The 21,497-nt window shown below is 73.7% G+C and carries 17 protein-coding genes and 2 pseudogenes; 11 read left to right on the top strand and 8 right to left on the bottom strand.

Annotated features, from left to right (window positions below; all coding sequences use genetic code 11):
• Positions 1 to 62 precede the first annotated feature (62 nt).
• A complete protein-coding gene (locus QK442_RS12160) occupies positions 63 to 1,769 on the bottom strand; it encodes an amidohydrolase (RefSeq protein ID WP_282693909.1) in 1,707 nt (568 codons plus the stop codon).
• Positions 1,770 to 2,196: 427 nt separating this feature from the next.
• Here QK442_RS12160 and QK442_RS12155 point away from each other — a divergent pair, with 427 nt between their 5' ends.
• From QK442_RS12155 to QK442_RS12145, 3 genes are all read left to right on the top strand, one after another.
• Positions 2,197 to 2,835 carry a hypothetical protein gene (locus QK442_RS12155; protein WP_282693908.1) on the top strand — a complete coding sequence of 213 codons (639 nt, stop codon included), beginning with the start codon at positions 2,197 to 2,199 and terminating at the stop codon, positions 2,833 to 2,835.
• A 126-nt stretch (positions 2,836 to 2,961) separates the two neighbouring features.
• Complete coding sequence (locus tag QK442_RS12150) at positions 2,962 to 3,606, top strand: DUF5819 family protein (protein WP_282693907.1); 645 nt, start codon at positions 2,962 to 2,964, stop codon at positions 3,604 to 3,606.
• Between the two features lies 1 nt (position 3,607).
• Positions 3,608 to 4,849: an HTTM domain-containing protein gene (locus QK442_RS12145; RefSeq protein WP_282693906.1), complete on the top strand. Its 1,242-nt coding sequence runs from the start codon at positions 3,608 to 3,610 to the stop codon at positions 4,847 to 4,849.
• Positions 4,850 to 4,854: 5 nt separating this feature from the next.
• Here QK442_RS12145 and QK442_RS12140 read toward each other — a convergent pair whose 3' ends face one another.
• Positions 4,855 to 5,748: an SDR family oxidoreductase gene (locus tag QK442_RS12140; protein WP_282693905.1), complete on the bottom strand. Its 894-nt coding sequence runs from the start codon at positions 5,746 to 5,748 to the stop codon at positions 4,855 to 4,857.
• 332 nt (positions 5,749 to 6,080) lie between these two features.
• Here QK442_RS12140 and QK442_RS12135 point away from each other — a divergent pair.
• Positions 6,081 to 7,100, top strand: a pseudogene (locus tag QK442_RS12135) (glutathione S-transferase C-terminal domain-containing protein).
• A 382-nt stretch (positions 7,101 to 7,482) separates the two neighbouring features.
• A pseudogene (locus QK442_RS12130) lies at positions 7,483 to 8,273 on the top strand (uracil-DNA glycosylase).
• An 82-nt stretch (positions 8,274 to 8,355) separates the two neighbouring features.
• Here the strand turns inward: QK442_RS12130 and QK442_RS12125 are convergent.
• Positions 8,356 to 9,267 (bottom strand): S1 family peptidase, encoded by a 912-nt coding sequence (locus QK442_RS12125; protein ID WP_282693904.1) that lies wholly within the window; start codon positions 9,265 to 9,267, stop codon positions 8,356 to 8,358.
• A 673-nt stretch (positions 9,268 to 9,940) separates the two neighbouring features.
• Here QK442_RS12125 and QK442_RS12120 point away from each other — a divergent pair.
• The gene (locus tag QK442_RS12120) at positions 9,941 to 10,450 is read left to right on the top strand and encodes a hypothetical protein (RefSeq protein ID WP_282693903.1); all 510 of its coding nucleotides are present in this window, start codon (positions 9,941 to 9,943) and stop codon (positions 10,448 to 10,450) included.
• A gap of 52 nt (positions 10,451 to 10,502) precedes the next feature.
• Here the strand turns inward: QK442_RS12120 and QK442_RS12115 are convergent, their stop codons facing one another.
• From QK442_RS12115 to QK442_RS12095, 5 genes are all read right to left on the bottom strand, one after another.
• Positions 10,503 to 10,841, bottom strand: coding sequence for an amphi-Trp domain-containing protein (locus QK442_RS12115; RefSeq protein ID WP_282693902.1), 339 nt, complete (start codon positions 10,839 to 10,841; stop codon positions 10,503 to 10,505).
• A 62-nt stretch (positions 10,842 to 10,903) separates the two neighbouring features.
• On the bottom strand, positions 10,904 to 11,872 hold the full coding sequence (locus QK442_RS12110; protein ID WP_282693901.1) for an ADP-ribosylglycohydrolase family protein: 969 nt from the start codon (positions 11,870 to 11,872) through the stop codon (positions 10,904 to 10,906).
• 67 nt (positions 11,873 to 11,939) lie between these two features.
• Positions 11,940 to 14,345, bottom strand: coding sequence for an FtsX-like permease family protein (locus tag QK442_RS12105; RefSeq protein WP_282693900.1), 2,406 nt, complete (start codon positions 14,343 to 14,345; stop codon positions 11,940 to 11,942).
• A 38-nt stretch (positions 14,346 to 14,383) separates the two neighbouring features.
• Positions 14,384 to 15,148, bottom strand: a complete 765-nt coding sequence (locus tag QK442_RS12100) for an ABC transporter ATP-binding protein (RefSeq protein ID WP_282693899.1) — start codon at positions 15,146 to 15,148, stop codon at positions 14,384 to 14,386.
• The gene (locus QK442_RS12095) at positions 15,145 to 15,651 is read right to left on the bottom strand and encodes a PadR family transcriptional regulator (RefSeq protein ID WP_282693898.1); all 507 of its coding nucleotides are present in this window, start codon (positions 15,649 to 15,651) and stop codon (positions 15,145 to 15,147) included. The genes QK442_RS12100 and QK442_RS12095 overlap by 4 nt, the downstream gene beginning before the upstream one ends.
• A 176-nt stretch (positions 15,652 to 15,827) precedes the next feature.
• On the opposite strand from QK442_RS12095, the gene QK442_RS12090 reads away from it, so the two are divergent.
• From QK442_RS12090 to QK442_RS12070, 5 genes are all read left to right on the top strand, one after another.
• On the top strand, positions 15,828 to 17,129 hold the full coding sequence (locus tag QK442_RS12090; protein WP_282693897.1) for an ABC transporter substrate-binding protein: 1,302 nt from the start codon (positions 15,828 to 15,830) through the stop codon (positions 17,127 to 17,129).
• A gap of 181 nt (positions 17,130 to 17,310) precedes the next feature.
• Positions 17,311 to 18,642 carry an ABC transporter substrate-binding protein gene (locus QK442_RS12085; RefSeq protein WP_282693896.1) on the top strand — a complete coding sequence of 444 codons (1,332 nt, stop codon included), beginning with the start codon at positions 17,311 to 17,313 and terminating at the stop codon, positions 18,640 to 18,642.
• Positions 18,643 to 18,653: 11 nt separating this feature from the next.
• Entirely contained in the window at positions 18,654 to 19,985 is a 1,332-nt protein-coding gene (locus tag QK442_RS12080) for an ABC transporter permease subunit (RefSeq protein ID WP_282693895.1), read from the top strand.
• Positions 19,982 to 20,830, top strand: coding sequence for a carbohydrate ABC transporter permease (locus tag QK442_RS12075; protein ID WP_282693894.1), 849 nt, complete (start codon positions 19,982 to 19,984; stop codon positions 20,828 to 20,830). The genes QK442_RS12080 and QK442_RS12075 overlap by 4 nt, the downstream gene beginning before the upstream one ends.
• Positions 20,831 to 20,948: 118 nt before the next feature.
• A complete protein-coding gene (locus QK442_RS12070; RefSeq protein ID WP_282693954.1) occupies positions 20,949 to 21,476 on the top strand; it encodes an NUDIX hydrolase family protein in 528 nt (175 codons plus the stop codon).
• Positions 21,477 to 21,497: the final 21 nt, after the last annotated feature.

The raw sequence follows: 21,497 nt of genomic DNA, 5'->3' as shown, positions 1-21,497 counted from the left end.
GATCATCTGTCTGGAATACGTCAATCGCGCAGGAGATCACGGAGGAGTCGGGCGCTCGGAAGTCAGTCGCCCAGGGTGTCGTGGACGACGCGGCCGTCCACGACGGTGAGGACGACGGGCATCTCCGGGATGGTGCGGGGGTCGGCGCCGAGCAGGTCGCCGTCGACCACGCACAGGTCGGCGGCCTTGCCCGGTTCCAGGGAGCCCTTCCAGCCGTCGGCGAAGTCCTGCCAGGCCGCGTCGATCGTGTACGTGCGGATCGCCTCGGCCAGGGCGATGCGCTGCTCCGGGCCGCTGACCCGGCCGGCGGCCTTCGACTCGCGCAGGACCATGGTGGCGACGCCCTGGCGCCAGTCGGGGTGGGTGACGGGGGCGTCGGAACCGCTCGCGACCCGCACGCCGGCGTCGAGGGCGTCACGGTACGGCCATGCGTACGCGGCCCGGCCGGCGCCGACGAACTCCTCCTCCATGTCGGCGACGGTCCATTTGATGGTGGGGTTCATGTTGACGCCGAAGCCGTGCGCGGCCAGCACCTTCATGCTGTGCGGGGTGAGGAAGTCGCCGTGGATGACGTAGTGGCGGGCGTCGGTCCTCGGGTGTGCGGCCGCGGCGGCGGCGAAGGCGTCCGTGACGGTGTCGATGGCCCGGTCCCCGGTGGCGTGGACGCCCAGCTGGTGCCCGGCGGCGTGGGCGTGCCGGATCATGGCGCCGATCTCGGCGACCCGCTCGTCGTCGATGTCGCCGCCGACGCACAGGGAGCCGCAGCCGCCGCCGACGTACGGCTCGTGCATCCAGGCCGTCTTGTTGGGGACGATGCCGTCGGCGAAGATCTTCACGCCGTGGATCGCGAGGCGGCGCGGGTCGTCGCCGACGGTGACGCCGGCTAGGCCGTCGAGGTTCCGCGCGAACTCCTCAGCGGTGCTCGCCATGCCGGTCGGCAGGATCAACACCCCTACTCTGGCGGTGAGTTCACCGTCGACGAGCAGCTCACGGTAGACGTCGAGGGTCTCGGTGCCGAGCGCGCCGCGCATGATGCCGTCGCCGCCGGGGCCGAGGCCGGGCTCGGTGTAGCTGGTGACGCCGAGGGCGGCGAGCGTGGCGAGGGTGGACCGGATCGCGTCGATGCGCTCCTGCCGGCTGAGCGGTGGCAGCGCGTTCTGGACGAGGGCCTGCGCGCCCTCGTGGAGGAGCCCGGTCGGCTCGCCGGTGGCGTCCATGACGATGGCCCCGCCGGGCGGCGCCACGGTGTCACGGTCGATCCCGATGAGTTCAAGCGCCTTGGAGTTGGCCCAGGTGGCGTGGCCGGAGAAGGAGTACAGGACGACGGGGTGGTCGGGGCTGACGGCGTCGATGTCGTGCCGCGAGGGGTGCCGCGCCGGGTCGGCGGCGCACTCGGCGAGGTAGCCGGTGTCCCAGCCGTGCCCGGTGATCCACTGCCCGGCCGGGGCCCGGTCCACGGCCTCCCGTACCGCCTCGGCCACGTCGGCGAGGGAGGAGACCACGGGGTGGCCGAGGTCGAGCGAGAGCGGCGGCGTCGCCGTGCCGAAGGCGCATCCGTGCAGGTGGGAGTCGTTGATCCCGGGAAGCAGTGTCGCCCCCTTCAGGTCGACGACGCGGGTGGCGGGTCCGACGAGGGGGGCCACGTCCTCCCGGCCGCCCACGGCGCTGATGACCGGGCCGGTCACCGCCAGGGCCTCGGCGACGGAGAACTCCGCGTCGACCGTGACCACCCGGCCACCGACGAACACCAGATCCGCATACGTGTCCACAGAGGGTCCTTCCGAGATTCGGGATGCGGAAGGCGGGCGCCCCACGGCCGCCCGCGAACGATCTCCATGGACTATGGCCTCGCCCGCCTCCGTGGCACATCGGTCATCCCACCGATACGGCGGGTGGGCCGAACGGGGTCTCTTTCCGGAGGGAGGCGCGCGTTCCTCCGGCGCTCCGCCGTCCGGGAGGACCGCGCAGGTCCGCGCGCGATGTCGGCTGATCGGCTTGGCATCCGAATCACCGGAATCCCCCGCCCTCCTACTCCCGATGGCGCAGCCCTCCGCTCATGGCAAATCCCGCTCGGTACAGGTCGGTTGATGTTCCATGTCGTCACCTGCGGTCGCCCTCGCCGGTCGAGTGCGACCCGGGCGGGAGCTCCTTCCCGCCGGACGAAAGGACAGACACTTCACGCGATATCTCCGCGGCTTGCTCATCGCCTTCTCGGTGGGCGCCCTGTCGCTGGGCACCGTGACCGCCTCCCAGGCACTCGGCGGCGCCGTCGACCCGGCCGCACACGTCCGCCACGGCGCCGAGGGCGAGGGGCGTGACAAGGGCGGCGACCACGTCGTCATCGACAAGTCGAAGCACAACCTGAACCACAGCTGCAAGGGCACGTTCGGGTACTGCACCCAGAACGCCGTCTTCGCTCCGAAGCTCATCGGTGACGTGGGCCTCATCGGCACGAACGGCCTGATCGGCCTCGTCGGCACGAACGGTACCGACGGCACGAACGGAACCAACGGCACCAACGGAACTGACGGCACCAACGGCACGAGCACCCCGCCCGAGGACGCCGAGTGGTGCTCGCCCGGCTTCTGGAGGAACCACCCGGAGGAGTGGCCGGTCCCGACCACCACGCCGTACAGCTCCGTCTTCGGCGCCCCGCCGCCGCGGTCGAACAACGGCATCATGAACAACGCGCCGACGGACCCGACCCTCTTCGAGGTCGTCGACAACCCGCAGTGGTACGGCGGTGGGGCGGCCAACCGCGTAGCCGACTACCTGAGCGACCAGGACCCGCGCATCAACTACCAGGGTGTCCGCGTCGACAACTGCCCGCTCTGAGCACCGTCCCGGCAGCGTGACACAGCTGCCGACGCCCCCTCCTAGCAGGTGTGGCCCGTGCGCGGAACGCCGACGATCGCGCACGGGCCGTCCCTCTCAAGGAGCACGACCCGTCCAAGGAGCATAATGCGAGAACCGAGGCACCCCGCCCGGTGGTCCCCCGCGTCGGTGGTCGCGCTCGCGGTCACGGCGCTGGCGCTGAGCGGCGCCCTCCTCGTCCATCTGGTGTTCGTCTTCCTCAGCGTGGCACCGGCCAACGCCGTGAGCGTGCACCACCGCGAGGGGATCAACGCCTATGTCCAGCCGGAGTTCGGCCAGGACTGGAAGCTGTTCGCCCCGAACCCCCTCCAGCGCAACGAAGCCGTCGGCGTCCGGGTGACCACGGTCGACGCGGCCGGCCGGCCCCGGCTCTCCGACTGGATCAACCTCACGGACCGGGACATCGAGACGATCCGCGCCAACCTCGCGCCGAGCCACGTGGACCAGAACATGCTCCGCAGGGCCTGGGACTCGTACGTCGCCACCCACAGCGTCGAAGGCGACCTGCCCAAGGGCACGCGGGGGGAGCTGACCGGCACCTACCTCAAGCGCGTGGTCCTCCAGCGGTTGGGAGACACCTGGGAGGGCGGACGGATCACCTCGATGCAGGTCGCGGGCCGCTTCACCCTGATCGACCCGCCGGCCTGGAGCCGGGAGGCGCCGCCGGACACGACCGAGTACCGGCTACTCCCCTGGTGGACGGTCGCCCCGCAGGACTTCAGGAAGCTGTGACATGAACCGCTCGACCCTTCTCCCCGGCCTCGCCGGACGCCTCGCGCGGCGGCTGCCGGACCTCACGACGGTGCGGGCGCCGTACCAGGCCGCCGTCCTGCGCATCGGCCTCGCCGCCGTCTGCCTCGCCTTCCTGCTGCGCGAGTGGCCCCACCGCCATGTCCTGTACGGGAACCGCAGCCCCCTCTCGTCCGACCTGGCCCGGATCCTGGTCGAGGAGGAGCACGGCCTCAGCGTGATCCTCTGGAGCGACGGGCAGCTCTGGTTCGAGACCGTCTACACCCTGACGGTGGCCGCCGCCGTCGCCGTCCTGCTGGGCTGGCGCACCCGGACCATGTCCGTCCTCCTCATGGTCGGCCTGCTCTCGCTGGAGAACCGCAACAGCCTGGTGGGCGACGGCGGTGACAACGTCCTCCGCATCATGGTCATCTACCTGGTCCTCACCCGCTGTGCCGAAGTGTGGTCCCTCGACGCGCGCCGCGAACGCCGCCGGGCGCGGGACCTGGAACGGGACACGGACGGGAGCCAGGCCGGCACCGGGACCGCCCGTGGTTCCTGGGCGGGGTTCGACCTGCCGGGGCTCGCCCTGTGGGCGCTGGCCGTCGCACCCCTCGTCACGCTGTCCGGTCATCACTCCACTCGGGGCTGGGCCGTCGCCCTCTGGATCCTGTGGGCCGTCCACGGTGTCTGGTACCTCGCCGACCGGTGGTTCCCGCGCCACGAGGCGCGGGCCGTCCTGGACGCCGCCGCCTCGATGCTGCACAACTCCGCGATGCTCGTCATCGCCGCGCAGGTGTGCCTGATCTACGCGACCGCGGGCTGGTACAAGATCCAGGGCAGCCGCTGGCAGGAGGGCAGCGCCCTCCACTACGTCCTGCACCTGGACTACTTCGCGCCCTGGCCTGCGCTCTCCGGCTTCCTCGCCTCGCAGACCCTGCTGGTCCTGGCCCTGACCTACGGGACCGTGATCGTGCAGGTGGCGTTCCCGTTCACGCTGGCCCACCGCAAGCTGAAGAACGTCCTGCTCGCTGTGATGATCATGGAGCATCTGGGCATCGCGGTGGTTCTCGGCATCCCCTTCCTCTCGCTGTCGATGGTCGTGTGCGACGCGGTCTTCCTGCCCACCGGGCTGCTCGTGGCGCTCGGCGCGCGCTGCGCCCGGATCCCCCTGCCCGTGAGGGTGCCCGCGCCCAGGATCGCGGATCCGGCCACGGACCGGGCCCCGGCGACGACACCGAGCTGAGCCGGTCAGGGCAGGGGTGTGCCGCCCGTGGCGTTGACGATCTCTCCGGTGATGTAGCCGGCTCCCGGTGACGCCAGGAAGACGTAGGCGGGCGCCATCTCGGCCGGCTGCGCCGCCCGCCCGAGCGGTGACTGGCGCCCGAAGTCCTTGACGTCGGGCATGGTCGCCGGGATCAGCGGCGTCCACACCGGCCCCGGGGCGACGGCGTTCACGCGGATGCCCCGCTCGGCCACCATCTGGGCCAGGTTGTGGGTGAAGGAGACGATGGCCGCCTTCGTCATCGCGTAGTCAAGCAGGTGCGGGCTGGGCTGGTACGCCTGGACCGACGCCGTGTTGATGACGCAGCCGCCGCGCGGCATGTGGGCGAGCGCGGCGCGGGTGAGCCAGAACATGCCGTAGAGGTTCGTCTTCATCACCCGGTCGAACTGCTCCGTGGTGACGGCCTCGATGCCGTCCGGCTGTGCCATCTGGCACGCGGCGTTGTTCACGAGGAGGTCGACGCGGCCGAACGCGTCCACCGCCCGCTCGACCAGCACCTCGCACGCGCGCTCCTCGCGGATGTCGCACGCGACGGACACGACGGTGCGGCCCGCCTCGCGGACGAGCCGGGCGGTCTCGGCGGCGTCGTCCTCCTCCTCGGGCAGGTGGGCGAAGAGCACGTCGGCGCCCTCGCGGGCGAACGCCAGGCAGACGGCCCGGCCGATCCCCGAGTCGCCGCCGGTCACGAGCGCCGCGCGGTCCAGGAGCTGGCCGTGGCCGCGGTAGGTCTCCTCCCCGTGGTCGGGGCGGGGCTCCATGGCCTCGGTGCTGCCGGGCGGCGACTGCCGCTGCTCGGGCTGCGGGGGCCGCGGTCCCGTCGTCCGGGGGTCGGGAAGGCGGAGGTCTTCGTGCGTGGACATCCGGTGCTCCTGGTGGGTGGGGTGGATGGGGTATGCGGGTGGATACGGTCGGCGGAGCCTCGGGGCGACTACCCGGGAGCCGGGCGGACATCCGCGCTCTCACCCGTTTCGCGCGTTTCGCCCGGCGGCGGCCTCGCGCGTACGCCGGGACCTCGCCGTCTCCCGCCGCTTCGGCCGGCGGCGGGGTGCCGGGTGTACGCGGGGCCGGTGCGGGTAGCCGCCCGGGCACGGCCGGCCGGAACACCCGCGTGAGGCCGTGCGGTGGCCCGCGCGGCGGGTACCGGGCGGCCGGAGGGGCGTGTGGCGCGCGAGCGGGAAGGCGGTGCGGGGTCATGGCGGGTGACGGGGCGTACGAGCGCGACCGGAACTACCTCACCACCCGGATCACGGCCGACGGGCGGGACGGCTACCCCGTGGAGCCCGGGCGCTACCGGCTGGTCATCGCCCGCGCCTGCCCGTGGGCGAACCGGGCCGCGATCGTCCGGCGGCTGATGGGCCTGGAGGACGTGCTCTCGATGGGCGTCGCGGGGCCCGTGCACGACGAGCGCAGCTGGACGTTCCATCTGGACCCGGGCGGCCGGGACCCGGTCCTCGGCATCGAGCGGCTGCGGGAGGCGTACGAGCGGCGCGAGCCCGGCCACCCGCGCGGCATCACCGTGCCGGCGCTCGTCGACGTCCCCACCGGTGAGGTGGTGACCAACGACTTCGAGCGGATCACGCTCGACCTGGGCGGCCAGTGGCGGGCCCACCAGCGGGACGGCGCGCCGGACCTGTATCCCGAGCGGTGGCGCGACGAGATCGACGAGGTGGCCGCCGCCGTCTGACAGGACGTCGACGACGGCGTCCACCAGTGCAGTTCCGCCCGCGGCCAGCAGGCGTACGACGAGGCGTACCGGAGGCTGTGGCGGCGGCTGGACGGCCTGGAGGAGCGGCTCGGCGGCCGGCGCTGTCTGGTCGGCGACACGATCACCGAGGCCGACGTCCGCCTCTTCCCCACCCTCGTCCGCTTCGACGCCGTCTACCACGGTCACTTCACGTGCAACCGGCAGAAGCTGACCGAGCTGCCCGCCCTGCGGGGCTACGCGCGGGACCTGTTCCAGACGCCGGGCTTCGGCGACACCGTCGACTTCGCGCAGATCAAGGAGCACTACTACGTCGTCCACCACGACATCGATCCGACCGGGATCGTGCCGCGGGGTCCGGACCCGCGGGGCCGGCTCTCCCCGCACGGGCGGGAGGAGCTCGGTGGGCGGCCGTTCGGCGACGGCACGCCGCCCGGGCCGCCGCCCCCGTCCGAGCGCGTGCCTCCGCTCGTCCGGTCCGGCCGCCCCGTGCCCGGTGGTCAGGGGTGATCAGGCCGGTCGGGTCACCGGTTCCGGGCCGGGGCCCGGTGCGGGCAGCGGGCCCGGCTGGGGGAAGGGGTCGGGGGCGGGGCCCGGGGACGGCGGATCCGGTTCGGGCCGGGGCGGGGCGGGCGGTACGGGGTCCGGGCCGCCGGGCCCCGGAGCCGGTCCGGGCAGCGGGCCCGGGCCTGGTGCCGGGCCCGGTCCCGGCGGAGGCGGGGGCCCCGGGGGGACGGGGTCGTTCGGTGACGGTGTGCTCATCGTCGGTGCTCCTGATGCCTCGCCGTGACCTCACGGCCGGGTGGTCCCCCGGCCGGTCCGGCGCCTGCCCCCGCCCCGGGCGACCACTCCCCCCGCCGCCCGGACGGCCCCGCCGGGAAGGAGACCGCTCATGACCGATGCCGCTTCCTGCCCGGTACGGGCGAGTGCCGGGGCGCCGACGCTCGCCGGGCTCGACACGCGTCTGGCGGGGTGCCGGGCCTGTCCGCGTCTGGTGGCGTGGCGGGAGGAGACCGCGCTCGTGAAGCGGGCCGCGTTCCGCGAGTGGGAGTACTGGGGGCGCCCGGTGCCCGGCTTCGGGCCCTCGGACGCCGCCCTGGCGGTCGTCGGTCTCGCACCCGCCGCGCACGGCGGGAACCGCACCGGCCGGATGTTCACCGGCGACCGGGCGGGCGACCTGCTGTACGCGACGCTGTACGGGCTCGGCCTCGCCTCGCAGCCGACGGCCACGAGCCGGGACGACGGCCTGGAACGTACGGCGTGAGGGTCACGGCGCCCGTGCACTGCGCGCCGCCCGCCAACCGCCCCACCCCCGGCGAGCGGGACACGTGCCGGCCCTGGCTCGTCCGTGAGCTGGAGCTGCTCCGCCCGGCGCCGCGCTCCGTCGTCGTGCTGGGCGCCTTCGGCTGGCAGGCCGCGCTGCCGGCCCTGCGCGAGGCGGGGTGGTCCGTGCCCCGGCCCCGGCCCGCCTTCGGTCACGGCGTCAGGACCACGCTCACGCCGGCGGACGTGTCGGCGGCGGACGTGTCGGCGGCGGACGCGCCGCTGGAGGTCTTCGGCTGCTACCACGTCAGCCGGCGCAATGTGTTCACCGGCCGGCTCACGCCGCGGATGCTGTGGGAGGTCCTCGCCGAGGCGGCCCGGGCGGCCGGCCTCGACGTCACGGCCGGGGAGCCGGGGTGACCGGCCCGGAGGCGGCGGCGGAGCCCCTCGCTCGTTCCGTCCTCCCTCCGGACCGGGCCGGAGGGAGGACGGAACGGATCCGTCAGAAGACGCTGACGCCGTAGGCGTTGAGGGCTTCCGTCACGGGCTGGAAGAACGTGGTGCCGCCGGAGGAGCAGTTGCCGCTGCCGCCGGAGGTGAGGCCCAGGGCGGTGGAGCCGGAGAACATCGCGCCGCCGCTGTCGCCGGGCTCGGCGCAGACGTTGGTCTGGATCAGACCGTAGACGATGTCGCCGTTGCCGTAGTTGACGGTGGCGTTGAGGCCGGTGACGGTGCCGCTGCGCAGGCCGGTGGTGCTGCCGCTGCGCTGGACGGACTGGCCGACGTAGGCGTTGCCGGCGCCGGTGATGTCCCGGTAGCTGCCGTTGTAGAGGTAGACGCGGCCGTCGGCGGCGGAGGCGTTGGAGTGGCGGATGATGCCGTAGTCGTTGACGGGGAAGCTGGATCCGGCGCGGGTGCCCAGGAGGGTGGTGTTCGAGGAGTTGGTGTACCAGGTGCTCGCGGCGTCGGTGCAGTGACCGGCCGTCAGGGCGTAGTAGGTGCTGCCGCTGCGGACGTTGAAGCCGAGGGAGCAGCGGCCGCCGCCCGAGTAGATGGCCTGTCCTCCCGCGATGAGCTTGTTGATCTTACCGGGGGTCCGCTCGATCCTCAGTTTGCCGGCGTTCTCGCCCGCGGCCTTGCGGAGGGTCGCGATCCCGGCCTGCGAGACGGTCGAGTCGGCGGTCACGACCACCTCGCCGGTGGCCTGGTCGGTGTACCAGGCGGTGCCGGCGACATCGGCCCGGAGCACGGCCTCACTGGTGGCGGCCAGCGTGGCGGCGGTGGCGCGGGTGGCGTCGGGCTGCTGCGCCGAGGAGGTGGGGGCGGCGAGGGCGGAAGCGGCGACGAGGGCGCCGAGGACGGCGAGCACGCGGGTGCCCTTGCCGAGGCCGCCGTTGCGGGTCGAACGGTTCATTGGGTCCTCCCATGGGGGGCGGGCCGCTGGGTGGGCGGCCCGGTGGTGGAGTGCGATCGACGAGAGGTGGGGTCATGCACCTGACAATCGCTAGAGGAATCCTCGACTCCGCCCGGCGGTGCGGCAAGGCGCACTTTCGGCCGCTCTACGCGCGTCCACCCGTCACCATGACCACAGACTCCACCAAAGGTCCACACCAGTCGCGAAGTTGAAGAAGCGTCAGAAAATTACAGAGACGCCTTGCAGTTCAGAGGCCGGGACCTCACCCCCTCGACTCACACCCTCCCCGCACCGCCGCGCACCGGCCCGGGGGCGGCGGACCGGCTCCGGCACGGGCGGTACGGGGCAGTGGTCCGAATTTACGGGGCTCCGCAGGCTGGCCGGATCGCGGCCTTGCGCGGAAGGGCGTCTTCCCCCGGCCGCGGCCCGGGCCGAACGGACCGTTCCGGGCGTCTATCCGGCGGGGTACCCGCCCTGGTAGAAGAGTGACGCTCCCGTCACTCCGCACCCGGCGACGGCCGGTTCGCCCCGCGCACCGCCGGCCGCCGGAAACCCCTCGACGTCACCGCCCGGCGCCCCTCCCGGACGCCGGTCCGCGCGTGACGCGCGTAGAGAAAAGCTCCACGTCCACCCGGCCCCACCGGCCGCCCACCTCGCACAGGAGGAAACCCACGTGAAGCTCCGCTCCCTTCTCACGGCCGTGGCGCTCGTGCTCGGCGCCCTGTTCGCGCCCGGCTTCGGCGCCCTCACCACCGCCACCGACGCCCACGCCGTCACCAAGATCAGTCACTCCACGGCGACGTCCATGTTCCGCAACTCCGGCATCACCTGGTCCTCTTCCGGCAACTGCTCGGACCGCTACAACTCCACGTGCACGTCCTTCGAGCAGCTCAACCTCGCCACCGCCCAGGGCGCCCAGACCCTCAAGAGCGCCAGCGGCTGCGCCCTCAACATCACCGGCGGCACCGAGACCGGCCACGCGAGCGGCACCTACTCGCACTGGAACGGCTACAAGCTGGACTTCAGCAAGTACACCTGCGTCGGCAACTACATCAAGAACACCTTCACCTACATCGGCCTGCGCGGCGACGGCTCCCCGCAGTGGCGCTCCGGCGCCGGCAACGTCTACGCCGACGAGGGCAACCACTGGGACGTCACCTACTACAACTGCGGCGGCTGCTGACCACCCGCCGTCTTCCCCGCCCCGCCCGGAAGGGCGGGGCGGGGGCCTGTGTTCATGCCCGCTTGGCGGAGGTCTTGCGGGGCTTGGCGGCGGGCGACGCGGCCTTCCCGGCCGCCGCCCCCTTGCCCTTCGTCCCCTCGCTCTTCCCGGGGGACTTCGCGGCGCCGCCGAGGGGCCAGGTGAGCTCCACCTCCAGCTCGATCTCACCGTCCTCCACCGACAGCTCGATCTCGCCGCGGAGTTCGTCGGGGATCCGGAGGCTCAGGACGCCCCCGCCGAGTTCGAGTTCGGCCTCGCCGCCCGCCCGGAGCGCGTCGGCGAGGGCCGACAGCCGGTCGGCGGCCTCCTCACGGGAGAGCGGACGCTCCCGCTCGTAGCTCAGGTCCTTCATGGCGGCCTCCGGTCACCTCATCGCGCAATGTCATACATTGCGGACAATACTCCCGATCTTGGTCAGCCGCTGGCCGGATGAGGGCCGGGGTGAAGGCCGGACGAGCACGGCGCGGCGAGCGGCGGCAGGGGCTCGCGGGCCGCGTGCCAGGCGGCGGGGAGGGCGGTGACGCCCGTACGGGCGGCGATCACGCCGCCCGCGATGGCGCAGGTGGTGTCGATGTCACCGCGGCCCGCGACCGTGACCCACAGTCCCTCGTGCAGGTCGTCGAGGTGGCCGGCCGCGCACCACAGGGCGTAGGGGACGGTGTCGGAACCGGACATCCGGTGGCCGGAGCCCAGGACCTCGGCGGCGTGCCGGACCGAGGTGTGCGCGGGCATCCGGGCGGCGGTCCGTACCCCGGAGCGGACGTCGCTCTCCGGGAGGTGTCCGGCGACGGCCCGGAGGAAGTCCGGGCGCGCCGGGGCGGGGCCGCCCCGACTGCGGGCCGCGAGTGCGGCGGCGAGGGCGACGGCCACCGCCCCGGCGACCGCCTCCGGGTGGTGGTGCGAGACGACGGCCTGGCGGGCGGCCTGCTCCGCGGCCGCGCCGAGGTCGGCCGCGTGCCAGGCGCCGAGCGGGGCGACCCGCATGGCGGCGCCGTTGCCCCAGGAGCCCTGCCCGCCGAACTGTCCGGCGACGACCTCCCGCCAGGGCTCGCCCGCCCCGATCCGGCGCAGCACGTCGTGCATGGAGGCGCCGTAGCCGCGGTGGGTGTCGGCGGCGTAGGCGTCCGCGAGGCCCCGGGCGAGGCGCTCCTGGTCGACGGTGCCGCCGCCCTCGGCGAGTTCCCGTACGAGGACGAGCGCCTGGGCGGTGTCGTCGCTCCACCGCCAGGGCTCCTCCGTCGGCAGCGTGCGCGCCGCCAGGGGCGCGTCGCCGTCCCGGCGGAGGATGCGGAACCAGCGGTCGCCGAAGGCGTCACCGAAGGCGAGGCCGTGCAGCGAGTCCCGTACGGCGGTCGGTGTCTCGGTCGTCGTCTTCTCGGTCACCGGAGCAGTAGAACAGCCCGGGGGCCGGTCGGGCACCCCGGTTTCGGCGCCGTGCCGGACAGACGGCCTACAGCGTCTCGCCGGCCGAGTCGGCGAGGCGGCGGCGGGCCGTGCGGGCGGCCGGGGGGAGGGCCGCGAGGGCGCCGGTGGCGGTGGTGGCGAGGAGGAGGGCGGCGAGGAGCGGGGGGTCAGGGAGGCGGGCCACGCCCGCGCCGAGGCCGATGGCGGCGGCCTCGGCGTCGACGAGGCGGTGGCCGAGGGCCGCGCCCGCGGCCGTGCCCAGGGTGGCGGCGGCCAGGGTGGTGAGCGCGGCGGCGGTGACGACGACGGCGCCGATCTGGCGGGGGGTCAGGCCGATGGCCCTGAGGGCGAGCAGGTCACGGGACCGGTCGCGTACCGCCGTGCCGATCAGGGTGAGCAGTTCGACGAGGGCGATGAGGGCGAGGACCGCGACGAGGGCGGCGAGGACGCCGCGGGGGGCGTCCGGGCCGTCGGCCGGGTCGGCCGTGCCGCGGACCTCCACGCGTTGGGGCACGGCCGCGGCGACGGCGGCGGCGACCCGGCGGGGGTCGGCGCCGGGGCGCAGGACGAGGGCGTGGAAGGCGGGGCGCAGGCCGGGGGCGCCGTCGCGGAGGGTGTCGAGGGTGGTGGAGACGACCCGGCCGCCGTGGTCGGGTTCGATGCTGCGGCCGACGAGGTGGAGGATCTGCGGGCGGCCCTCGACCGTCATCCGTATCCACTCCCCCACCCGTACGCCCAGGAGGTCGAGGAGACCCTGTCCGGCGACGGCCTCGTCGGGGCCCTCGGGGGCGCGGCCCTCGACGACGGTGTGGGGGTAGGGGTCGGCGCGGGTGCCGAGGCCGCGCAGGGTGAGGGTTCCGGTCTGGCCGGGGACGAGGGCCGTGAACTCCGCGCCGGGGACGGCGTCGGCGACCCCGGGGACGGCTTCGAGGGCGGCGGTGAGGTCCGTCGCGGAGTCGGCGGCGAAGTCGGCGGTGGGCGACGGCTGTTCGGCGTGCACGGTGAAGTCGGCTGCGGACGGCGGCTGTTCGGCGCGTACGGTGAGCGCGGCGGACCGGCCCACGCGGGCGGGGTCGGTACGGAACTGGCCCAGGGTCGACCAGGCGACGAGGGCCACGGTCATCAGGGCGATCGGGAGGGCGAGCCGGGCCGTGGAGGCGAGGGCCCGGCCGCGGCCGGGTGCGGTGAAGGCGGAGCGCCAGCCGAGGACGAGGACCGGGGAGAGCCGGAGGCCGAGGGCGCGGCGGCCGAGCGCCGAGAGCGGGCGGGCGGCGGGGTGGGCGGAGCGGGCGGCGGGGACCGGGGGGACGCGCCCGGCCCGCCAGGCGGCGAGCGCGGTGGCGGCGGCGATGAGGAGGACGGCGGCGACGGGCACGCCGACGACGGCGGCCCGGTGGCCGGGCATCCGCGGCCAGAGCGCGACGGCGTCGCCGATGCGCCCGGGGATCCACCGGCCACAGGTCAGGGTGGCGGCGGTGCCGAGCAGCGCGCCGGCGACGGCGAAGCCGAGGTGCTGGAGGAGGAAGCCGCGGATCACCTGTCCGGGGGTGAAGCCGACGGCCTTGAGGACGGCGATGTCGCCCGCCTGCCCCCTGATCCGGGCCCGGACCGCGCCCGCGACGGCGACGGCCGCGGCGAGGAGGGCGGCGAGGCCGAAGGCGGCGAAGATCCGGCCGAGGAGCCGGTCGTCGCCGCCGAGGTCGGCCTTGGCCTGCTGCCACTTGGTGACCTGGTCGATGCGTTCGGCGCCGAGGAGGGTGACGGCGCGCTGGACGGTGTAGTCGGTGTCGTCCGGGTCCTTCAGGCGCAGGCCGACGCTCTGTCCGGTGGTGGCGGGGGCGAGGCGGTCCAGGGTGTCGGGCAGGATCCAGCCGACGCCGTCGCCCTGGCCCGCGCGGTAGCGGGGTTCGGCGGTCTCGGCGACGCCGGTGACGCGCAGGGCGCGGGTGGTGGGGCCGTGCCGGCCGGTCAGGGTGACGGTGACCGTCTCGCCGGGTTCGGCCCACAGGGCCCGGGCGAGGGTGCGTTCCAGCACGATCTGGTCCTGCGGGGCGCCGGGGCCGAGCCAGTCGCCTTCGGTGAGGAGGGGGCGGGCGGTGTCGGGCGGGCGGGGTCCGGTGGCGCGCAGGACGACGCCGGTGCGGGTCCCGCCGCTCTCCAGGGTGACGGCGGCCGTCCGGAAGGGTCCGGAGACCGCGGCGACCTCGTCGAGGGAGGCGAGCGGGGCGAGGTCGGCGGGGGCGGTGCCGTCCCGTCCTTCGCGGGCGTGGAGCCAGATGTGGCTGCCCCGGGACTGGTTGAAGACGCGCTGCCAGGGGCTGGCCGCGTAGCCGAGGAGGGCGGCGGAGAGCAGCAGGGAGGCGATGACGCCGGCGGTGGCGAGCACCGCGAAGAGGGCTTCGCCCCGGTGGGTGCGGAGGTCGGAGTGGACCCACCGCCAGGTCGCCCGCATGCGGCCTCCTCCTCGCTCCTTCGGCTCTCCTGCCTCGGTCAGTCCTTCAGATCGAGTACGCCGGTCACCCCCGGCCGGGCGGGTGCGGGGTCGCCGAGGGCGGCGTCGTCGGCGACGCGGCCGTCGAAGAAGCTGATGACGCGGTCGGCGGCGCTGGCCATCCGGGCGTCGTGGGTGACCATGAGGATGGTCTGGCCGCGGGCGTGGAAGCGGCTGAGGAGGCGCAGGACGTCGCGGGTGCCCTTGCTGTCGAGGCTGCCGGCGGGTTCGTCGGCGAGCAGCAGGGCGGGCTGGTTGACGAGGGCGCGGGCGAGGGCGACGCGCTGCTGCTCGCCGCCGGACAGTTCGCCGGGGAGGGCGTTCTCCCGGCCGCGCAGGCCGAGTTCGGCGAGGAGTTCGTCGCGGCTCGCCCGGGCCGCGCGGGGCGGGGTGCCGACGAGGAGGGCGGGGAGTTCGACGTTGTCGGCGACGGTGAGGTGGGAGACGAGGTTGAAGAACTGGAAGACGATGCCGACGCTGCGGCGGCGCAGCACCGCCCAGCCGGCCTCGCCGTGGCCGTCGACGCGTTCGCCGCCGATCCAGAGGCGGCCGCTGTCGGGTCGTTCCAGGCCGCCGACGAGGTGGAGGAGGGTGGACTTGCCGGCTCCTGAGGGGCCGGTGACGGCGACGAACTCGCCTTCCCCTATGGTCAGGTCGACGTCCCGGACGGCGTGGACGGGGGCACGGTCGCCGTGGTGGGTCTTGGTCAGGCCCTCGGCGTGCACGATCGCCCCCGGTGGAGGGCCGGACCCTTCCCGGCTCATTCGAGTTCCTCCTGGCAGCGTTCCAGCCAGTCGAGGTCGGCCTGGAGGTGCAGCATGGCGCCCTCGATGAGGAGTTGGGCGATCTTGTTGTCGCGGTCCTCGTTCGCGGCGAGCCGGGAGAGGCTGCGCATGGTGTTGAGGTGCTGCCGTCGCTGCCGGTTGATGAGGGCGATGGGGTCGGCGAGTCCCGAGAGGGGGGCGAGGGCGAGTTTCATGAAGAACCCGTCGCGCACCCGCGGTTCGTCGGTGGTGTCCTCGAACCACGCGGCGACGGCCTCCCGTCCGGCGTCGGTCAGGCGGTAGATCCGCTTGTTGGGGCGGCCCGTCTGTTCGACGTCCTCGCCCTCGATGAGTCCGCTCTTCTCCAGCCGGCCGAGGGTCACGTAGACCTGGCCGACGTTGGGCTGAGGGTAGGCGGAGCCGAGGAGTTGTTCAAGGCCCTGCTTGAGCTCGTAGCCGTGGGCGGGGCCCCGGGTGAGGAGTGCCAGCAGCTGCTGCCGCACGCGCTCCCCCTTCTGTGTCGTTCGCCGTTCCCGGCCCGGTGGCGGCGGGCCGGGGGCCGGTGGTCCGGCGGTCGCCGGGTCCGCCGGACCAGTATCACCGATGCGGTGCGCCGCGCGTCCGCCACGCGTCTGCCACGATGGACCGTCGCGCCGGGGACCGCGTACGGGAGGAACCTATGGGGTGGGGACGGGCCGTGCGGAGGGGTGTGCTGGTGGCGGCCGTGCTGCTGGCGGGGTGGGCCGGGGGCGGGCCGCTGCCCGGGGCGGGGCCGGACGACGGGGGGCGGGGGGCGCTGACCTTCGTGACGGCGGGGGACCTCACGGACTATCTGGCGCCGCTGGTGGAGGAGTGGAACGCGGGGCGGCCGGCGGAGCCGGTGACGCTGGTGGAGCTGCCGGACTCGGCGGACGAGACGCGGGCGCAGATGCTGAGCGAACTGCGGTCGGGCAGCCGCCGGTTCGACGTGCTGAACATCGATGTGGCGTGGACGTCGGAGTTCGCGGCGGCGGGTCTGGTCGCGCCGCTGGAGCGGGAGCGGTTCGACCTGGAGGCGTTCCTGCCGCCGGTGGTGGGGACGGCGACCTTCCGGGGGCGGCTGTACGCGGTGCCGTACGTGACCAACGCCGGGCTGCTGTACTACCGGAAGGACGTCCTGGACGCGGCGGGCGAGCGGCCGCCGCGCACCTGGGCGGAGCTGGCGCGGCTGGCCCGGACGCTGGCGCCGCGGCACGGACTCGGCGGCTACGCGGGGCAGTTCCTGCCGTACGAGGGGCTGACGGTGAACGTCACGGAGGCGATCCAGTCGGCGGGCGGGACGGTGCTGTACGAGGAGGGGGCGCGGGTCGGGGTGGACTCGGACGCGGCGCGGGCGGCGCTGTCGTTCCTGGCCGACGGGGTGCGGGAAGGGTGGATCCCGGCGGAGGCGCTCGGCTTCAAGGAGGAGGAGTCGCGGGCGGCCTTCGAGGGGGGCGGGCTGCTGTTCCTGCGGAACTGGCCGTACGTGTACGCGGACGCGGGGCGGCCCGGGTCGAAGGTGGCGGGCCGGTTCGGGGCGGTGCCGCTGCCGGGGCCGTACGGTCCGGGGACGAGCGTCCTCGGCGGTTCCAACCTGGCGGTGTCGGCCCGGTCGCGGCATCCGGCGACGGCCGCCGACTTCCTCGCGTACCTGACGAGCGAGCGGGTGCAGCGGCAGGTGCTGACCCGGGGTTCGCTGCCGCCGGTGCGGGCCTCGCTGTACACCGATCCGGAGCTGGTGGCTGCGCACCCGTATCTGCCGATCCTGCGGGAGAGCGTGCTGGCGGCGGTGCCGCGGCCGAAGAGCGCGCGGTACGACCAGGTGAGCCTGGCGGTGCAGGCGGTCGCGCAGGACGTGCTGGCGCTGCGGAGCTCGCCGGAGGAGGGCGTACGGCGGCTGACCCGGGAGCTGGCGGCGATCCCGCACGACGGGCGGGACGGGCCGGGTCCCGCCGGTTCCTGACACCTCGTCCTGCCCCCTTCACCTCTCGCCCCCTCTACTTGCCCGTTAAGTAGAGGGGTTCACTGTTCCCCCTTCCGTCTTCCCAAGTAGGCGAGTTCTCAAGCTTGTTGGGTCGTCGCCGTTGACATGCTTTCGTCATCGCTACTTAACATGAAAGCATCGATGCGAAGGAAGGACGACCATGCGACGACCCTCCCTCACGACCCTCCGCGCCACCGGTGCCCTCTCCGCGGCGCTCGCCCTCGCCCTGACCGCCACCGCCTGCGGAGGCGGCGGCGACCCGAAGTCCGGCGGCGAACTGAGCGGCACGACCGTCACGGTCGCCGGTGTGTGGACCGGCAGCGAGCAGAAGAACTTCAAGAAGGTCCTCGACGCGTTCAGCGCGAAGACCGGCGCCAAGACCGTCTTCCTCGCCTCCGGCGACAACGTCTCCACCTTCGTCGGCAGCAGGATCGAGGGCGGCAACGCCCCCGACGTGGTGCTCGTCCCGCAGGTCGGCGTCCTCCAGCAGTTCGCCGAGGCCGGCTGGCTCAAGCCGCTCTCCGAGAAGACCGCCACGACCGCCGCCGGGAACCTGGCGCCGGTCTGGAAGGAGTACGGCACGGTCGACGGCACCTACTACGGCCTGTACTTCAAGGCCGCCCACAAGTCGACCGTGTGGTACGCCCCCGACGCCCTGGAACAGGCCGGGGTGACCGAGCCGAAGAGCTGGGACGAGCTCCTCGCGGCGGGCCGGACGCTCGCCGACTCCGGCCTGCCCGCGTTCGCCGTCGCCGGCGAGGACGGCTGGACCCTCACCGACTGGTTCGAGAACGTCTACCTGTCACAGGCGGGCCCCGAGAAGTACGACCGGCTCGCCCGCCACGAGCTGAAGTGGACCGACCCCAGCGTGGTCACCGCGCTCACCACCCTCGCCAAGGTGTTCAAGGACGAACGGCTGGTGGCGGGCGGTGCCGCCGAGGCGCTGCGGACCGACTTCCCCGGCTCCGTGGAGAAGGTCTTCGGCCCCCAGCCCAAGGCCGCCCTGGTGTACGAGGGCGACTTCGTCGGCGGCGTCGCCAAGGACGAGTACGGCAGGAAGCCCGGCGAGGACGCGAAGTTCTTCCCCTTCCCCCCGGTCGGCGGCGGCAAGGCCCCGGTGGTCAGCGGCGGTGACGCCGCCGTGGTCCTCAAGGACGCGAAGAACGCGGACGCCGGGATGCGGTTCCTGGAGTTCCTCGCCACCCCGGAGGCGGCCGAGGTGTGGGCCGGGGCCGGCGGCTTCCTCTCCCCCAACAAGGACGTGAAGCCGGAGGCGTACGCGGACGACACCGCGCGCGCCACCGCCGCCTCGCTCGTCGCCGCGGGCGACTCCGTACGGTTCGACATGTCCGACCAGGCGCCCGCCGCCTTCGGCGGCACCAAGGGCGCCGGAGAGTGGAAGCTGCTCCAGGACTTCCTGCGCGACCCGTCGGCCCCGGAGCGGACCGCGGCCGCCCTGGAGGCCGCGGCGGCCAAGGCGTACGGGAACTGAGGCCGCCCGCCATGGTCCAGCGGACGAAGGCGCGCGCCGCGGCGGACCCGCGGCGGCGCGCCCTGCGCAGACGGCGGCTGCTCGGTGCCGCCTTCGCCCTGCCCGCCCTCCTGCTCCTCGGCGCGCTCGTCGCCTACCCGGTCGTCTTCTCCGTGGTCCGCAGCCTCTTCGACGCGGGCGGCGACCGGTTCGTCGGCGCGGACAACTACGTGGAGATGGTCCGGGACCCGGCCACCCTCAAGGCGCTCCGCAACAGCGCGGTCTGGGTGGTGGTCGCCCCGGTCCTGCTCACCGGGCTCGGCCTCGTCCTGGCCGTGCTCACCGAGCGGGTGCGGTGGGCGACCGCGTTCAAGCTGGTGCTGTTCCTGCCGATGGCCGTGTCGTTCCTCGCCGCGGGCATCGTCTTCCGGCTGGCGTACGAGCAGGATCCCGACCGGGGCGTCCTCAACGCGGTGGTGGTCGGCGTCCACGACGTCTTCGCCGAACCGTCGCCGTACCCGACCGCCCGCGCCCGGGAGGGCGAGGGGCTCACCGGAAGCCCGGCCGACGGGTACACGAGCGGCGAGCTGCGGCCCGGTTCCGTCGCCGTCCTGCCCTTCGTGGGCGTCGCCCCCGGGGCCGTACCGGGGCGTACGGAAGCGGCGCGGACCCCCGACGCGGCGCCGGGCGTCCTGGCCGGGACCGTGTACCTGGACTTCACGCCCGGGACGGGCGGCCGGGCGGGGGTCGTGGACGCCCGGGAGAAGGGGCTGCCGGGAATGACGGTCGAGGCGGTCCGGGACGGGAAGGCGGTGGCGTCGGCCCGCACGGCCGCCGACGGCACCTTCCGGTTCGACGGGCTCGGCGACGGGACGTACCGGCTGCGGCTGCCGGCCGCCAACTTCGCCGCCGGGTACGGCGGTGTCGACTGGCTCGGCCCGGCCCTGGTCACCCCCGCGATCATCGGCGCCTACCTGTGGGTGTGGACCGGTTTCTCCATGGTGCTGATCGGGGCGGGGCTCGCCGCCCTCCCCCGTGACGTACTGGAAGCGGCCCGGGTGGACGGCGCGAACGAGCGGCAGATCTTCCGCAGGATCACCGTGCCGCTGCTCGCGCCCGTCCTCACGGTCGTCTTCGTGACGCTGGTCATCAACGTGATGAAGGTCTTCGACCTCGTCTACGTCATCGCTCCGGGGCCGGTGCAGGAGGAGGCGAACGTGCTGGCCACCCGCATGTGGCTGGTCTCCTTCGGCGGCGGCAACGACCAGGGGCTCGGCAGCGCCCTCAGCGTGCTGCTGCTCCTGCTCGTCGTCCCGGCGATGGTCTTCAACATCCGGCGCTTCCGGAAGGGGGGCGGATCGTGAACAGGCGTGCCGGAGCGGGCCGGTGGCTGGGGAGCACGGCGGTGCAGACGCTGCTGCTCCTGGTCGCCCTCGTCTGGGTCACCCCGCTGGCCGGGCTGCTGCTCTCCTCGCTGCGCTCCGACCGGGACAACGCGGCGGACGGCTGGTGGACGGCGTTCACCGACCCGTCGCAGCTGTCCTTCGACAACTACCGGGCGCTGTTCGAGGATTCCGGGCTCGTCCAGGCGTTCTGGAACACCGTCCTGATCTCGGTGCCCACCACCGTCCTCGTCGTCGGGGTGTCGGCGCTCGCCGGATACGCCTTCGCCTGGCTGGAGTTCCCGGGCCGGGACGCGCTGTTCCTGGTGGTGGTCGGCCTGTTGGTGGTGCCGGTGCAGATCGGTCTGCTGCCGGTGGCCAAGCTCTTCGGCGCGGTGGGCCTGTTCGGGACGGTGGCCGGTGTCGTCCTCTTCCACGTGGCGTACGGACTGCCGTTCGGCGTCTTCCTGCTGCGGAACTTCTTCGCGGAGATCCCCCGGGAGATGCTGGAGGCGGCCCGGCTGGACGGCGGCGGCGAGTGGCGGATCTTCCACCGGCTGGTGCTGCCGCTGGGGCGGCCCGCGCTCGCGAGCCTGGCGATCTTCCAGTTCCTGTGGGTGTGGAACGACATGCTGGTGGCGCTGCTCTTCGCCGACGGGGAGTCGCAGCCGCTGACGGTGGCGCTGCAGTCGCAGATGCGGCAGTTCGGCAGCAACATCGGGGTGCTCGCGCCGGGGGCGTTCCTCTCCCTGGTCGTGCCGCTGGTGGTGTTCTTCGCCTTCCAGAAGCACTTCGTGCGGGGGGTGATGGCCGGTTCGGTGAAGTAAGTGAAGCAGGGGGCGGAAGCCCGCCCGCCGGGAGGGAACCCACCCGAACGGCGGATGCCGGATGCCGGAATCACAGCCGGGGAAGCCCGACGGAAAGTATGATCAGGCGATGTCTGACATGACTGAGACCACGCCCGGCTGGATGACCTCGGACGAGCTGGACACGGCCCGGGCCCGGATGCCGATCCTGTACGTCGACGCGGTTCCCGTACGGGTGGACGACAGCGGCGAAGTCACGAGCATCGGACTGCTGCTCCGCATCGGCGCCGACGGAACGATCAACCGCACCCTCGTCTCCGGGCGCGTGATGCACCACGAACGCATCCGGGACGCGCTGCTGCGGCACCTGGAGAAGGACCTCGGGCCGGTGGCGCTGCCGCGCGTGCCCGCCTCCCTCCAGCCGTTCACGGTCGCCGAGTACTTCCCGACCGCCGGCATCACCCCGTTCCACGACCCCCGCCAGCACGCGGTGTCGCTCGCCTACATCGTGCCGGTGAGCGGCGACTGCCGGCCCCGCCAGGACGCCCTCGACCTGGTCTGGTTCAGCCCCCAGGAGGCGGCCTCCCCCGCCGTCCAGAGCGAGATGCCCGGCGGCCACGGCGTCCTCCTCAAGCAGGCCCTGGCCCACGTGGGCGTCAGCTACTGACACCCACGCGGCATCCGGGCC

Origin of the sequence: Streptomyces sp. CC208A, from assembly GCF_030010625.1 — a bacterium.
GTDB lineage: Bacteria > Actinomycetota > Actinomycetes > Streptomycetales > Streptomycetaceae > Streptomyces.
The sequence above is the reverse complement of the archived record's forward strand: the minus strand, read 5'-3'. Positions and strand labels throughout refer to the sequence as shown.